This window comes from uncultured Paraglaciecola sp. (assembly GCF_913020055.1).
Taxonomy (GTDB): domain Bacteria; phylum Pseudomonadota; class Gammaproteobacteria; order Enterobacterales; family Alteromonadaceae; genus Paraglaciecola.
Genome location: NZ_CAJWCF010000037.1, coordinates 1 through 15,858 on the forward strand (window position 1 = coordinate 1; position 15,858 = coordinate 15,858).

A 15,858-nucleotide genomic window follows, 5' to 3' on the forward strand; every position below is an offset into this window, starting at 1 on the left:
GATACCTAACCGATTGTTAAACTTAGCAATAATTCATGCGCCTGTGAAATCGGCCTGAGCCAAGTGCATAGGCATGTAACCTTTTTACCCATCAGGTTGTGACTACTTATCCGCCTCATATTTTTCAATTTTCTTAATCATATACAACTAAAGTTCAATTGTGATAAACGCCTATTAAAAGCTAGTCTATAGACAGTTTTTTGAAGAATTTTAAATTGTCCAATAAGTGAATTAAAATGATTAAGCAGATAATTGACTCGTCTATGGCTGACATATCAAATGCTAAAATTTTACTGGTTGATGACGACCCTCTGAATACTGCTATATTAAGCAAATCACTCGAGTTATTTGACAACGTATATTCTGTTCATTCCGGCCAAGATGCAATTGAGTTTTGTCATAAAATACTACCAGATTTAGTGCTATTGGATGTGGTGATGCCGCATTTAGATGGGCATATCACCTGCCAAATACTCAGAACAATAGATGGCATGGAAAACTGTCCAATTATTTTTTCCACGTCACTATCTGGTATTGAAGACGAAATTAAATGTTGGGAGGCAGGTGGAAATGATTTTGTCTCTAAACCCGTCTCACCGCTTACTCTGTTAATGCGAGTACAATCACATATTAGGCTAAAATTACAATGTGATGAGCATAAGTCTATGGCTATTTTTGATAGTTTAACAGGGCTGCGCAATAGACATTTTTTTGATGGTTATTATCAACAGCAAATACATTTAAGCCTTCGCAACAAAACCGATTTATCGTTACTTGTTATAGATATAGATTACTTCGAAAACTACAAAGAGTATTATGGTCATGCGAAAGGTGATTCATGCTTGATATTAATGGCTAAGATGATTTCTGAACTATTGCATCGCCCTACCGATGTTGTTGTTCGTTATAACGGCGAAAAATTTGTGATTATATTACCCAACACTGATATTCAAGGTGCGAGGTTTATAGCAAACGAAATGATTAATCAATTTGCAAAAGAAGGTCTTCCAAACTCGCAATCTCCGCAGGGAATAATAACTGTAAGGACAGGTTTAGCCTCGTTTGCAACAAGCAAGGATGGAGAGGACATTCTTACGTTAGCTAACCAACGTCTGTCTTCGGTTAAGAGTGCTTGCCAAAGTGCCTGTGCCTAAAGTATCACTTTAGGCCATTAAAAACTGATCTCGCCCATTCTGCTTAGCAGCATATAATTTTTTATCCGCCTGTTCGATTACCTTTTCAGTTTCACGGGAGCCTTGTTCAACAATAGCACCACCAATACTGATAGTTAGCTTTTTAAAAGTAGAACCTGCATGTGTTAAATTAAGTTCTCGAATGACTTCAACTAAATGTTCACCAACATATTGCACACCCTTTGCATCTGTATTCGGTAAAACAACCACAAACTCTTCGCCACCGTAACGAGCAACGCAATCGGTGGGTCTCTTAGTAGCTGAAGAGGGAGCTGCAGCCACCACTTTTAAACAATCATCACCTTTAAGGTGGCCATAAGTGTCGTTGTATTGTTTAAAATAATCGATGTCTATCATCAACAAACCTAACGGTGTTTTATTCCTAGCAGCTAACTCAGATTGTTCCAGAAAATAGGTATCAAAAAAACGCCTATTATGAATTTGAGTTAAGCCATCAGAAGTGGCTAACCGCTTTAATTCATCTGTTAATATTTTAACCGACAAGTGGGCATTAATTCTGTGGCGTAAGGTTTTAACCGAAAAAGGTTTACTGATAAAATCAACACAACCAGCATCCCAACATTCATCTTCCGATTGAGGGTCAGAAGCGGCAGTAATAAAAATGACTGGGATATCTTTTGTAATAACGTTTTTTTTCAAAACATCATAAGCTTCCAACCCGCTCATACCCGGCATATTAATATCCATAAGCACTAAATCTGGTGGAGTACTTTCGCAAAAATCAACTGCTGCTTGGCCATCAGATACATGGTGTGCGTCATAACTATCAGCCAAAGCCTGCGTAGAAATAGTTGCACTGATAAGGTCGTCTTCGACCACCAAAACAACTATTTTTTGTGAAGAAATTGTTTTGGTAACTAAGGAATCTGACAAGATAATACACTCCTAAAAACAGGGTAATCATAGTTTCAATATACGAAAGTAACCATATCTTTCAAGATTAACATATTTGCTTTAAAAAGTTGATTAGCCAAAAAGATGAGCATTTTAACGCCCAGATAAACCATATAAATATTACTGCCGATGATTGGTTAATTATGATGTTTTGATTAGGTTAACCTTGGTACAACATTATTCTTCTATGAAAAACTTGTAGATCTACTTAACTATTTTTGAACCAGATTATCACCTTTGGCAACCATAGACGTGCCGTCAAATGTCCATTGGTTAATTATTTCAGCGAGATCTCCCTGCTGTTCCATTTCTTCTAAAAGCTTAGGAAGCTGAATTATGAGCTCAGAATAATATTTAGATTTTTTTGAGAGATACAAATAAGCATTGGTCTGGTGGAATACAAACTGAGGTTTAACTTTGCCAAACACTTTTTTTTCATTCAACAAATAAACTAGCCCTCGCTCTGAAGTAGCTAGATAGTCAATACGCTTCAATAACAACATATCCAAAGCCTTAACATTATCGAGCAAAGGGATTTTGTAAATATCAGTTTGATTATCGAAATTTTCACCATAAAAGGCACTGCTAATATAGCCGACTGTATGCCCTTTCAATTCCCCTAATGAACTGACCGTTTTAGCACTTTTGAGACTCACTATCATAAAGGAGGGCTTTGTGATTAGTGTGATTTTTTTTACCTAATTCATTAGCAGCTTTACTCTCAATCAAAATCGCAAGGTCAGCCTTTCCACTTCTAATCGTTCGCATAAACCTCGTTGCTGGCACTGGAAAAACATCTAATTTGAAGGCTGAAATTTGATTGATTTTATTAACAAGCTCTACCTGAGTCCCGGTTAACTTCCCCTCTGAATCGAAGTAGGCGTAAGGAGTTAAAATAGGGGCTACGAAAGAAATATCCGGAGCGGCTTTAACGTTGATAACACAACAAGCCGTTAACATAACAACTAACACAACATGTTTAATTACAGTTCTCAATAAATGTCCCAACTCTATGACTACAAACTCTTTACTTATCTGTGGATAAACACTTTACAGTAACGTGAAAAATATACTTGTCGAATTATGACATTAAATTTTCACCTAAACTTTTAGACCTAATTCGAAACACTATAAAACCATAGTACGAAACTTGGGAATCCCCAACCTTACTCTGCATCGCCTCCTACCTAGCTAATAACCCAATAATAATCACCAGTAAAATCACACACATACTCTGCCAAAACACTACTGGGTCACGCTCCATAAGAGGTGGCTTGGTTTTGCTCAGAAATGCTTTACTCGGTTGGCTTAAATCATATATAAACTCTGATAATTCCTGGTAACGTTTGTAAGGGTTAGGATGTAGTGCTTTTTTTAAAGTGTCATCTATCCAAGCTGGAATTTCTCTGTCGTCGTGCAAGGCAGTTTGATAACGGAGTTTGTTCTGGGCTGACTTGTTTCTGGCTTTGGCGACTTCTGCTCCGTATGGCAATTTACCCGTAAGCATTTGGTAGGTGATGACCCCTAATGAAAACAAATCTGAGCGAGGAGTGCCCACTTCGCCTAAAAAGTATTCTGGGGCGGTGTATTGAGCAGTACCTAAGATATTTTGGTGTTCGATTGACTGGGTCATTTCCATTAACCCCGCCACTTTGGTTGAGCCAAAATCTATAATTTTTACTACACCTGATTGGTCAATCATAATGTTTTCAGGGCGTATGTCTTGATGCAACATTTCTAATCGATGAAACGCTTGTAGACCCTTGGCAATTTGCCTCACTATTTCGCGTACACTTTGCAAACTCGGCTTTGGGTTATCAATCATCCACTGGGTTAGAGTTTGCCCATCGATAAATTCAAAGGCAGTGTACAAATAATGACGTTTACGTGTTAACTCGCGAGGTTTAAGCACATGGGCACTGCTAATCCTTTTGGCAATCCACTCCTCCATCAAAAAACGTTCTAAATAAGCGGGGTCATCTTGCAAGTCGACAGAGGGTGTTTTAACTACAATGGGAGGACTAGATTGCGTCTCATTATCTTCAACTAAATACACATGGCTGCGACTAGTGGCGTACAAATTTCGTACCACTTTAAAGCAGTCAAATTCATTCCGCACATCTAACACAGGCAGGAAAGGCAACTCGGTGAGTTGTTGCATTCTCTCATTCAAATCTTGACTAGGCAGTGAATCAATTCGCACAACTTGCGCAGTGAGGTTGTCGGTGCTGCCAATTTTATAAGCAGTATCCACCAAAAGCTTAGCCACATCATTTATCTCGATTTGAGAATCAGTTACAGCAGATAACAAAAAATCGTTGCTGACATGTTCATATACTCCATCAGTTGCAAATATAAATATGTCATCTTGCTCAATGACAAAGGATTGATAGTCGTATTCCAACTGTGGATATATGCCCATTGCGCGGCTCAGGTAACTTTGTTCACTGGAAACCCAAGTGCGGTGATCATCAGTAAGCTGCTCTAGCTCGCCATTACGTAAACGATAGATTCGGCTATCACCCAAATGGAATATGTGTGCAGTAGTTGATTTGATAATCATCGCACTTAAGGTACACACATAACCTTTATTCTTATCAAATCGGTGTTCACTTTTTTGACTTTGTGAATGCAACCACGAATTGCTAGCGGTGAGCACTTGGTCAGCAGATTTCTTAACCGACCAAGTTTCGGAGGTACAAAAATAATCATCCAGCAAGCCTCTTACTGAAGCTTCACTGGCAATATGACTCACTTCGCTGCTGCTTATACCATCGGCAATCGCAATTGCAATTCCTTTGGAAGACAACAAAGGCTCTTTGGGTACCAACACGCCATAAAAATCCTGATTGATGTCTTTGCGACCTTTATCAGAATATTGTCCAACCGATATAGCTATAGCGTCAGACATGTCAGTGGTCCCCATTAACATAAGCTGATTGATAAAAACTAGTAACTTTTATAAGGCAAAAATTTACCTGACATGGTGATCTTAACTCTATCACCTTTAGGATCTTCTTTACGGCTTAGGTCCATATCAAAATCAATCGCGCTCATAATACCGTCACCAAACTCTTCGTGAATAAGCGCTTTAAAGGTCGTACCGTAAACGCTGATTAACTCATAAAACCGGTAAATCAATGGGTCTGTTGGTACTGCTGTGGGTAATGAACCTTTATAAGGCACTACTTGTAATTGAGCCACCGCCGCTTCAGGCAAGTCTAACAATTCGCCAACTATGCAGGCTTGCTCAGCGGTTAACGTCATCTGCCCTAATAAAGCAGCGGTAGTCCATTCTTTACTTTGGCCTACAGCCTCGGCAAGTTGTGGCCAAGTCAGGTTTTTAAGTTGTTTTTGTAGAATAATTAATTCTGTTACTTCATTGCGATTCATTACATAACTCTCTTAATATATACAATTAACAAATAATACTTGCTGCCAACAGGTAATAGGCTGTTGAGCCATACCTGCGACAACAAATACCAAAGGGGAATTAAGCACTAGCCTTTTTACTCTCACGCACGTGAGTATAATAAATAGGTAAGCCTACTAATAAGAAACCACCAAACAAGTTGCCCAATACAGTTGGAATTTCATTCCATAATAGATAATCAGAGATAGCGAATTCCCCACCCATGATCATAGAGAATGGGAAAAGGAACATATTCACAATTGAATGCTCAAATACCATAAAGAAGAACAACATAATAGGCATCCACATGGCTGCCATTTTAGCGCCTGCAGAAGTAGAGATCATGGCGCCAACCACCCCCATAGATACCATCCAGTTGCATAACATGCCGCGAATAAAGATAGTAAACCAGCCGCCAATTCCTTGCTCTTTATAGCCAAGTGTTCTTGATTCACCAATTGAGGCTACTTTTTCAGCAATGACACCACCATCAATCTGATAACCATATGTCAGTATAAAAGATGCAAAGAATGCTGTAGTGAGCGCTCCTCCAAAGTTTCCACAGAAAACCAGCCCCCAATTTCTAAGCATGCCATTCACTGTACAGCCTGGTCTTTTGTCGATAACGGCAAGAGGCACTAAAGTAAACACACCTGTTAATAAGTCATACTTCATCAAATAAAGCATGATAAAACCAACAGGGAAAAGCACAGATCCAAGTATAGGGCTACCGGTTTTTATAATGACTGTAATGGCAAAAAATGCAGCCAACGCAAGAATGGCGCCCGCCATAAATGCTCTAATTAACGTATCTTTGGTGGACATAAAAATTTTCTGTTCACCCGCGTCTACCATTTTGGTAGCGAACTCTTTTGGTTCTAAATAAGACATTACTTTCCTCTCTCATTTTTATTAATGTTATTGACGTTTTTAGAGCCAAAAAAACGTCCATTAACGCATCAGAATTCTCTAATGAGTTAATGGACGTCGTTATCCAATTGAATCTTTTATTTTTAGGTCATCATTGACCTTGACTCACACAGGTAAAAGCAAACTTCGAGCCAAAAACAATGAGACTTCATCTCAACTCAAAATGGCTTATTCAACGGGGGCTGGAGAAGCTAAAGTTATTTAATGGAATATAAGAAAGGGTTAAATCACTCCAAAATCGAACAAACACGCACCCTAAAGGTGCATGTTAATCTAACTATGGTATTAGTTTTATTCAGACGGCTCGATTTTGTCTTGGGTCTTATTCTGGAAATCACTGGCATCATTACGCTGACGTAATTGGCCTTCTGGCGCACCCCAACTGCGATTCACCATTTTTCCGCGCTGCACAGCCTCTCTAGCATCAATCTGTTTGGCCCAGCGCAGCAAATTTGTATAAGACGTTACATCTAAAAATTCAGCAGCTTCATATAATTTGCCTAACACCATTGCGCCGTACCACGCCCAGATAGCCATATCAGCAATAGTGTATTCGTCACCACAGATATACTCTTTATCGGCTAACTGAAGATTTAATACATCCAGCTGGCGTTTCACTTCCATCGCATAACGATCGATAGGGTATTGGTATTTCTCTGGCGCATAAGCGTAAAAATGTCCAAAACCACCACCTAACATAGGCGCACTGCCCATTTGCCAAAATAACCATGACATACACTCTGGCTTTTTAGCAGGGTCGCTAGGCAAAAAGGCATTAAATTTCTCTGCCAAGTACAATAAAATAGCCCCTGACTCAAATACTCGAGTAGGTGGGTTAGTACTGTTGTCCATTAACGCAGGTATTTTTGAATTAGGGTTGATAGCAACAAAATCACTGCCAAACTGCTCACCTTCCATGATATTCACTATGTACGCATCATATTCGGCCCCAGTAAAACCAGCCGCCAATAACTCTTCTAACATAACAGTGACTTTTACGCCGTTGGGCGTAGCCAAAGAATGTAGCTGCATTGGGTGTTTACCTACTGGTAACGTTTTATCGTGGGTAGCGCCAGCTACAGGCCGATTGATATTGGCAAATTTTCCACCACTACCGGCTTCCCAAGTCCATACTTTTGGTGGGACATAAGTTGCATCTGTCATATTAAGGATTCCATTTGATATACGTTGATGAGAGATAAGTAAGCTTAAACGTCATTAATCTTTCAGTTTATATGGGATTAAAACCTCAAAGATAAAGCACTACAACAAAAACTAGGCATAAAACGAAAAAGGGCTTCAAATAATTGAAGCCCTTAATACAAAAACCTGACCAACCACTAAGGTTAGTATTCCCACCAAGACTGTTGCCACCACTCTAAAAACTCTTCGAAGTCGATAGAGCCGTCACTATTCTTATCAATTAGGCCAAACCCTTCTTTAACGTGGCTTGCTTTAGTTTTCGGTGACAATACCGTTAACAACTCAATAAACTCTCTAAAGCCAATTTCGCCGCTGCCATCAGTATCAAAGAAGTCAAACTCTTTACGAGCTTCTGCAATTTTTTCTGGAGATAATGCTTTTTCAGACATAGTTTCTTCAACCTTTATTTTAATAGGGTAAGTCTAACGCTTATAACAAGTAGGTGTCTATGAGCTATTAGTATTAGTGCAGATAAACGGTTGATTAATCACCCATTACTGTTACCCATAGCAGTCCGCTGAGCTCGACGAGCTGCAGCCTTTTGCTGACGCCTTAACTTGATCGCCTTGCGGGCTTCCAACCCTAGATGTTCCTCATCACGCTCGAGGGCTAAACGCACTTGTTTTTCACGCTCTCTAAAACGAGCTAGTTGTTCTTCGCTATGTTTACCGTGACACTTAGGACAGCTCACCCCCGCTTCAAAAACGGTACTTTGTTTGTCTTCTTCGGTGATAGGCAAACGACAGGCATAACACTGGTCGTAATGACTTTTCTCTAAATCGTGATTCACCGCCACGCGGTTATCAAACACAAAACAGTCGCCTTCCCAAAGGGTATTATCTTTAGGTACTTCTTCTAAATACTTAAGAATGCCACCTTCAAGATGATATACCTCATCAAAGCCCTGCTCTTTTAAATAGGCTGTTGATTTTTCACAGCGAATACCACCGGTGCAAAACATCGCAACTTTTTTATTTTTGTTTGGATCTAGGTTGTCTTTCACGTACTGGGGAAACTCACGAAAAGACTCAGTGTTAGGGTTCACTGCGTGTTTAAAGGTACCAATTTCAATTTCGTAATCGTTACGAGTATCAATCAGCAACACCTCAGGATCAGAAATTAATTCATTCCAATCAGCAGGTTTAACGTAAGTACCCACTGTCTTGCGAGGGTCGATACCTTCAACTCCCATAGTCACTATTTCTTTTTTAAGTTTAACCTTAGTTCGATGAAAAGGCTGGGTGGCATCGAGGGATTCTTTAACCGATATAGGGTTCAACCGGTCATCGGCATTCAGCCATTCAAGCAAGGCATCAATAGTCTGACGAGAGCCAGAAACGGTGCCGTTAATCCCCTCTTCGGCCAATAACAAAGTCCCTTTGATATCATTCGACTCCATAAACTGAAGTAAGGGCTGACGGAGTTCTTTGAAATTTTCAAGAAAGACAAATTTATATAACGCACAGACGACGTATTTTGATGATTCAGACATATCTACTACCTTGCGAGTTGGGGCGTAATCCCAGAGCAAAAAATTGGAGCGCGATGGTAGCAGGTTGCAGGGTTTTGCGTCAATGCTAGCGTCGTCATAACACGTGTATGTTATGACAAAGGGAGTGCAAAAGAGTAAAAGCGTCGGCTTTGTGTAGCTATTACAAGTGTATGAGGCGGCTGGATCAACGCGAAAGCCGTCCCATCAAGCGTGTTTTTTTGCGGGCGAACATGACACTTTTGTTATGTGTAGGTTCAAAGCACTTTATTTACAGATTGCTTTATTATAAAACCTAATAGCACTATGCAAACTAGGGTAACGATAGCCATTGGTACATTACTAGCCATTACTAATATTACGGCTGAGATTAAGAAAGTAATTGCAATAATAGCTGCCCCAATTACTCTAGTTTTTGGTATAGCTAACAATGCTCCACCAAATAACTGAATAGTACCAAATACAATTAAAATTGGATTAGTAAAACCATATTGACCAAAAAATTCCACTTCCTGTTGCATAAGCATAACCTTTGTTACACCTGAGGACACAGCTAGAAAAATTAAAATAGCTAAAATCAAATTAAAAAACATTTTCATATTATCTCCCTGCTATTAAGACGGGATAAAGGAGTCGTATTACTTAACGAACGCAATGGGATACGACCCCATTCATCTCCTTTGAAAAATCAATACTCATTATTTACCTGTAAAACCTAACGCCCTGCTAAGGGGCAGTTGCGAGTGTTGTTGGCGAAGCCAGCGAGCAACTGTCCCGCAGCATTTTTTGCTGCAAACTTTAGCAGCTTGTTATATTGCAATTTAACCAAACTGTTCCACCGCTTTAGTTGTTAATGATATGACTGGCCCATCTCTTGGTGCGCCATATTCTGTTGTTAGCAATTGTTCGGAAACAAGTTTGGGGATAATTTCATTGTATTTAGCAATCGTAAAACCAGAAGGAAAAAGCACTTTCGCATGTTGATCCGGCATTACATTACGTATGCCCTGTTTCCGTAGCTTAAGCAAAGACAAAATGAATGTGATTTGGTTTTTATTTAAGTCGTCCATAAATTCAATTTAATTGTGAACTCGCTTTTGCAATATAACAATATTAATAACCGGAAGTTTCACTGAAACTGTATAAACGCACATATAAATAGGATGAGTAATTAACAGAACAGCTATCGTAATTAAGCAAACAAATTGGCTTTGGTTGTTTTGAATTTAAACTTTTAAAACTGTGATCTTATGTGTTTTGTTATGCCATTAAATATAACCTTTTAACTTGGCAAGACCATAGGCATTGACTGTGGTTGCATCTTTAATGACGCCATCTATGATCATTGACTCAAATTGGCTAAGACTGACTTTTTTGGATATGAGGCCTTCCTCTTCTTCATCTAAATTTGTAGATGATTCTGTCAAATCAGTGGCTAAGTAAATGTGATAACTTTGGCTAGAATAACCATAGGCGAGGAATTGCTGGCCAATATATTCCATACGTTTTGCCACCAGGCCCGTTTCTTCTTTAAGTTCACCTGCAGCTAACAGTGAATGATCTGCACTCGGGTCATTTTCCCAAGCCCCTTGAGGTAGTTCCCAATACCTAGCCTCGACTGCATAACGATATTGCTCCACAAGATAAACATGTTGATTTTGAATGGCTAAAATCACAACAAAATCAGGTTTATCTACAACACCATATATGCCTTCAGTACCACTTAGTCGTCGAATTTTATCTTCCCGAACACTCATCCAACGGTTTTTGTAAACAATAGTACTATGCAACGTTTCTATTTCTTTCAAGTGTTAGTCTCCTTTTTGCGTAACAAACTAATATCCAAAGAAAGTACCCAATCGCAACGTAATCAACAAGCTCAACGTCAGAATTAACATGGTCGCAACGTATGAGAATAAGAAAACCGGCATTACCGATACCGCTTTGGTGGCTCTGCCACTGCTTTTAGCTTTTAAAGTTTCAACAAAAATATTTAAACCATACTCCGTTTAATCATTAAGTAATAGCATGTAACTTGTGATTCAGTTTATGACTAAATATATGTATGAAAAATGGGCCATTAACATTTGTAGTTGATAAAATTTGCCTAGTCTATAATGCAAATAACGAATTAATTGATTTGAAGTATATGAAACTGAAGTGGCTAATCCTAATATTCCTCTTTCACTGGGAAAGTAATGCCTCTCCATTGCAGGTTAGTTTTATCGTCCCAGACAAAGAAGTGAACCTATTTTGGCAGCAGGTTATTGAAGTTGCTCAAAGTGTTGCAGATGATCTAAATATTCAACTCGAAGTGCATCTCAGTGATACTAATCGCTTCTCGACGCTGTCATCTGTCAATGCCGTAAGCCAACAAAAAAACAAACCTGATTATATTATTTATCGACCAATGCAGGGTAATGCTGTTGCCGTACTCGATCTATTGGAATCAAGAAAAATACCTTTTGTAACGTTAGAGCGGGGTTTTAGGGACACCGAAGCAATTGAAATTGGTAAGCCGCAACAAAAATACAAGCACTGGTTAGGTGCTGTCAGCTACGATGATAAAGCAGCAGGTGCCTTATTAACTTCAGCTTTATATAAGCAACACCTGAAGAACAATCCGCTTAAGAAGATGTATGTAACCGGCATTAGTGGCGCTTTTGATAGAGTATCACTTGCGCGCCAATCCAGCTTAGAAAAACTCTACAAGAATTCAGGCAACATTGTTGTTAATCAAGTATTTCCAATGTCTTGGGAACTTAAAAATGTTAAAGAAAATTTTCCAGCCATGTACCATCGATATCCCAATACTGACGCATACTGGTGCGTCGCCGACTTGTTTTGCTTAACTGTTATCGAACAGCTCAAAATATTAGGTTCGACACCCGACAAAAAAGTTTTAGTGGGTGGCTTTGATTGGTTGCCACCAGCAATTGATAAAATCCAAACAGGTGAAATGACAGCCTCAGTAGGCGGACACTTTTTAATGGTTAGCAAAGCACTGTTAAATATTGTCGAATACCACCATGCAAATAATGTTTTTCTGACTAACACCGAATTAGAAAGTTATGAATTGATTGATCAAAATAATGTTGATGTATACCAACCATTTTTGAAGAAAGCAGCTTGGTCGGAGGTTGATTACCGTCAATTTTCAAGTATTTATAATAAACAAAAGAAACCTATAGAGTTATCCATAGCCAATTTAATGATCGCTCATTCACGACTCAACAAAAACGAATAAACATCTAAAACAACCTGCGCGTTTGGCCTATGAAATCAGATGAAATCAGATGAAATCATAAAAAGCTAAGCCACACTGTGGCAACTAGGCCTACCAAAAAGCAATAAATAACCATAGGAACTAAGGTCAATCTTATTACTGCGCCCTCTTGACCACTTAAACCAACCACAGAACATGCGGCAACAACGTTAACCACACAAATCATATTACCCGCATTAGAGCCTAACATTTGTAGAGCTAAAACAATGTGTTCTGCTATGCCCAAATTCTGAGCGGTTGCTTGCTGTAAGTCTGCAAACATCATATTAGAGAAAGTCGCTGAGCCTGATATAAAGGCGCCTAAAGCCCCGACAAAAGAAGCGGCCATTGGCCACGCCTGACCAAATAATTCAGCCATAGTTGCTGCTAGCTCTTTTGGCATACTTCCCAACACTGCACCTTCGACATTTGAATTAATAAATATTCTCACTAAAGGGACTGCTGTCGCTAAAGTTAACGCAGTGGGAATTAATGTTTTTATTGAAATAGAAAGCGAGGAGAGGGCTTGTTTGGCCGTCATACTGTGTAAAAAGAAGGTAATAAAACAGACGATAACAAAAATAAAACCAGGCAAATATAAGGGGCTAATAGAGTTAGAAATATCTGTACCTAAAATATAACTGAACTCAATTTTAACCTTCGCGAGTAATGCCTTGAACGGCAGGACATTAACTCTAGTTAATACCAATAATACCGCTACCAAAACATAAGGTGCCCAAGCCATATAAATCGATAATCTGGGATTAGTTTCATCAACAATACTAGAAGGTTTAACGTCTACTCTTTGTGTTTCATCTTGAGGAAATAACCAGACTTTTTTGGGTACTAAAAAATTCAGTTTAACTGCACTAATAACCAAAGTAAGACCAACCAGACCACCAATAATCGAAGGGAATTCAGGGCCAAGAGTAGTGGCCACAAGCCATGCAGGGAATAAAAATGCGAAACCAGAAAACAATGCAAAAGGCCACAGTGCTAAACCCTCTTTATAGCTTTTATTCTTACCCCAGAAGCGCGTTAAAATACTCACCAACATCAGCGGGATCAACACACCAACAAACATATCAATACTGATGGCAGTAGCAGAAATTTGCTGTAATTGTCCAGCTGAAACACTGTCTAAACCTTTGCTAATACCTACTAGAACAGGGGTGCCAACCGCTCCAAATGATACCGAAGACGAATCAGCAATAAGGGCTAATGCTACAGCAGCTAACGGATTAAAACCCAGTGCAAGCAGCAAAGGAGCACAAATGGCGGCGGGGGTACCAAAACCAGAAGCACCTTCTAAAAAGCTACCAAATAACCAAGCGATAATAATTAGTTGAATACGTCGGTCCGGCGTGATGCCGATAAAACCTGCACGTATAACGGATATTGCTCCACCCTGAGTCAGAGTATTGAGCAGAAATAGCGCGCCAAATACAATAATTAAAATGGATGCAGCGATAATCCAACCTTCAATTACAGATGCTGAAATTTGTATAACCGGCACCTGCCAAATATAAGCCGTCATTAACGCAGTAATGACTAAACTAATACCTATCGCCTTCATGGCAGGCCAGCGCAGAATAACTAAAAATAGTAAAATAGAGGCTACAGGCATTAAGGCAGTTAAGGTGTGTAGAAAGGTCATTTTATTTCTAATATCAAAGCGAACTCATTTCAGTAGAATCATATGTATATGACTCGCCTCCCCTTACTGTTGCTTACGCTGCCAAAACTTGCAAGCGACTTTAACTAAGTATTGGCTGTAGTGAGCAACTTATCTCACAAACAAGGCACTTTAAATTGGTTATAAAAATCGACTATCAATGCCAATTTTTGCCTAATAACCAATTAGTGATTTCGGTTAATATCTTTGCCAGTTTAAGGAAAAAGGTCTATAAAAGAAGGACGGATAAAAATATTGCCCAAATTAAATTGCATGATTTGTAGCGTTAAGCACATATTAAATTTCGTCTGAAAGATGCTAAGTGATATAGGAGTATATATGCAGAGTCACGGTAATATCTCCATCGAATGGAAACAACAATTATTAATAATAAATGCCTATGGCCCTTTTAATGAAGAAGGAGTATTAGAAATAATTGATAACCTCAAACAAGCAATACTAACCAAGAACATTAAAAGTTGGATAAGGCTAGAGTTATGGGATCTGAACACTTTAGGCTCTCCTGTGGTAATGAACCATGTCAAAGAACATTTTCTTTGGTGTGAAGAGCAGGGTTGCCGTGCAACTGCGGTGGTTGTCAATAACAGTCTTCAACGCAATCTCATAGAGAAAGACTTTTTAACTAACATTGGAATATTCAACAGTGAGAATGAAGCTAACGCCTGGTTAGCTGAAAACTAAGCTTATTGTTTCCCCTTCTAAACCAGAAACAAAATAATCAAACTCAATAACGCTAGATAAGGGAATAGCTTGAGTTTAGCTTTATGCTTTTAATGCGTTACAGCAAAATATTTGATAACAACTTTGATGCCAGCCAATATGACCAAGACGTTTAGGCTCATTGTCATGGCCGTCTGTTCAATTGGGTTATTTTGCATTTAATCCAATAATTACCTTTTATTATTCTGCCCTCATGGCAAACTATATCGGCGTATTGTCTTATCTAAGTTGTAAATAAAAGCTGTAACATTTTTTAGAGTTCTACCCTTTTCGTTGTTCCTTGTGCTTGCTATTTGTGTCGAAAGCATGGCATCAACGCCCTCTAGTGACGTCAAAGTTAAACTGTCATCTTCTGGTATTTGCCACGACCAAACTAGTGCTTCGTTCAACAGGACAAAAAAATATCAAGCCTTTGATACCCTTGCAGATTGCGTCGAACAAGGTGGGCGTTTACCAAAGGCAAAAACCAAACTATTAGACAAAGCTACTGACGAAGCCATCGAGCAAGGTCGAGCCTTTGTTGCCCTTTATAATAGAGGTGATTGGCCTCATTGGTTAGACAATGACAAAGACTGCCAGAATACGAGGCATGAAATACTTATTCAGACATCAACAAAGGCCGTTTCTTTTAAGTCTGAGAAACAATGTAATGTGCTTTCTGGGGAATGGTATGACCCCTATTCCAGTGAAACATTCACCCTATCCACAGACTTAGATCTTGATCACATTGTGCCTTTAAAGTTTGCCCACGGACACGGCGGCAGTATTTGGAATAGGCAACAAAAAGCAATTTTTGCCAATGACTTAGACAACTTAATACTTGCTCAAGCGTCTTTAAATCGCCAAAAAGGCGCTAAAGGTCTTAACGATTGGTTACCCCCTAACCATCAATATCGTTGTGAATATATAGCCCACTTCAATAGGGTAATGGACAAGTATGACTTAGCCTATATCCCCTCAGAACAACGTATCGTTAACCGTTTAGTTAAGGCGTGCAGCAATAGCAGAGTTAAAACACTTACTGAATGACACAAA

General features: G+C 39.1%; 17 protein-coding genes. 4 read left to right on the forward strand and 13 right to left on the reverse strand.

Going from position 1 to position 15,858, the window contains the following annotated elements:
• The first annotated feature begins 236 nt into the window (after positions 1-236).
• Positions 237-1,154, forward strand: a complete 918-nt coding sequence (locus QZ488_RS09760) for a diguanylate cyclase (protein WP_293748063.1) — start codon at positions 237-239, stop codon at positions 1,152-1,154.
• A gap of 9 nt (positions 1,155-1,163) precedes the next feature.
• Here the strand turns inward: QZ488_RS09760 and QZ488_RS09765 are convergent, their stop codons facing one another.
• The 12 genes from QZ488_RS09765 to QZ488_RS09820 form a co-directional block, all read right to left on the reverse strand.
• The gene (locus QZ488_RS09765) at positions 1,164-2,087 is read right to left on the reverse strand and encodes a diguanylate cyclase (protein WP_293748065.1); all 924 of its coding nucleotides are present in this window, start codon (positions 2,085-2,087) and stop codon (positions 1,164-1,166) included.
• 233 nt (positions 2,088-2,320) lie between these two features.
• On the reverse strand, positions 2,321-2,770 hold the full coding sequence (locus tag QZ488_RS09770; protein WP_293748067.1) for a transporter substrate-binding domain-containing protein: 450 nt from the start codon (positions 2,768-2,770) through the stop codon (positions 2,321-2,323).
• Positions 2,745-3,104: a hypothetical protein gene (locus tag QZ488_RS09775; protein ID WP_293748069.1), complete on the reverse strand. Its 360-nt coding sequence runs from the start codon at positions 3,102-3,104 to the stop codon at positions 2,745-2,747. The genes QZ488_RS09770 and QZ488_RS09775 overlap by 26 nt, the downstream gene beginning before the upstream one ends.
• A 187-nt stretch (positions 3,105-3,291) precedes the next feature.
• A complete protein-coding gene (locus QZ488_RS09780) occupies positions 3,292-5,019 on the reverse strand; it encodes a bifunctional protein-serine/threonine kinase/phosphatase (RefSeq protein WP_293748071.1) in 1,728 nt (575 codons plus the stop codon).
• A gap of 38 nt (positions 5,020-5,057) precedes the next feature.
• Complete coding sequence (cynS, locus tag QZ488_RS09785; protein ID WP_293748073.1) at positions 5,058-5,501, reverse strand: cyanase; 444 nt, start codon at positions 5,499-5,501, stop codon at positions 5,058-5,060.
• Between the two features lie 100 nt (positions 5,502-5,601).
• Positions 5,602-6,411: a formate/nitrite transporter family protein gene (locus tag QZ488_RS09790; protein WP_293748075.1), complete on the reverse strand. Its 810-nt coding sequence runs from the start codon at positions 6,409-6,411 to the stop codon at positions 5,602-5,604.
• A gap of 330 nt (positions 6,412-6,741) precedes the next feature.
• On the reverse strand, positions 6,742-7,614 hold the full coding sequence (gene yghU / locus QZ488_RS09795; protein WP_293748077.1) for a glutathione-dependent disulfide-bond oxidoreductase: 873 nt from the start codon (positions 7,612-7,614) through the stop codon (positions 6,742-6,744).
• A 182-nt stretch (positions 7,615-7,796) separates the two neighbouring features.
• Positions 7,797-8,042 (reverse strand): EF-hand domain-containing protein, encoded by a 246-nt coding sequence (locus QZ488_RS09800; protein ID WP_293748079.1) that lies wholly within the window; start codon positions 8,040-8,042, stop codon positions 7,797-7,799.
• A gap of 98 nt (positions 8,043-8,140) precedes the next feature.
• Positions 8,141-9,145 (reverse strand): rhodanese-related sulfurtransferase, encoded by a 1,005-nt coding sequence (locus tag QZ488_RS09805; protein WP_293748081.1) that lies wholly within the window; start codon positions 9,143-9,145, stop codon positions 8,141-8,143.
• A gap of 254 nt (positions 9,146-9,399) precedes the next feature.
• Complete coding sequence (locus QZ488_RS09810; protein ID WP_293748083.1) at positions 9,400-9,741, reverse strand: DoxX family protein; 342 nt, start codon at positions 9,739-9,741, stop codon at positions 9,400-9,402.
• Positions 9,742-9,963: 222 nt separating this feature from the next.
• Positions 9,964-10,212 (reverse strand): hypothetical protein, encoded by a 249-nt coding sequence (locus QZ488_RS09815; RefSeq protein ID WP_293748085.1) that lies wholly within the window; start codon positions 10,210-10,212, stop codon positions 9,964-9,966.
• A 198-nt stretch (positions 10,213-10,410) separates the two neighbouring features.
• On the reverse strand, positions 10,411-10,950 hold the full coding sequence (locus tag QZ488_RS09820) for an NUDIX hydrolase (protein WP_293748087.1): 540 nt from the start codon (positions 10,948-10,950) through the stop codon (positions 10,411-10,413).
• 341 nt (positions 10,951-11,291) lie between these two features.
• On the opposite strand from QZ488_RS09820, the gene QZ488_RS09825 reads away from it, so the two are divergent.
• Positions 11,292-12,389 carry an ABC transporter substrate-binding protein gene (locus tag QZ488_RS09825; RefSeq protein WP_293748089.1) on the forward strand — a complete coding sequence of 366 codons (1,098 nt, stop codon included), beginning with the start codon at positions 11,292-11,294 and terminating at the stop codon, positions 12,387-12,389.
• A 55-nt stretch (positions 12,390-12,444) separates the two neighbouring features.
• On the opposite strand, the gene QZ488_RS09830 is transcribed toward QZ488_RS09825, so the two are convergent.
• Positions 12,445-14,064 (reverse strand): L-lactate permease, encoded by a 1,620-nt coding sequence (locus QZ488_RS09830; RefSeq protein WP_293748091.1) that lies wholly within the window; start codon positions 14,062-14,064, stop codon positions 12,445-12,447.
• Positions 14,065-14,421: 357 nt separating this feature from the next.
• Here QZ488_RS09830 and QZ488_RS09835 point away from each other — a divergent pair, with 357 nt between their 5' ends.
• Positions 14,422-14,784, forward strand: a complete 363-nt coding sequence (locus tag QZ488_RS09835; protein WP_293748093.1) for a hypothetical protein — start codon at positions 14,422-14,424, stop codon at positions 14,782-14,784.
• A 345-nt stretch (positions 14,785-15,129) separates the two neighbouring features.
• Complete coding sequence (locus QZ488_RS09840; RefSeq protein ID WP_293748095.1) at positions 15,130-15,852, forward strand: HNH endonuclease family protein; 723 nt, start codon at positions 15,130-15,132, stop codon at positions 15,850-15,852.
• The last annotated feature ends 6 nt before the right edge of the window (positions 15,853-15,858 follow it).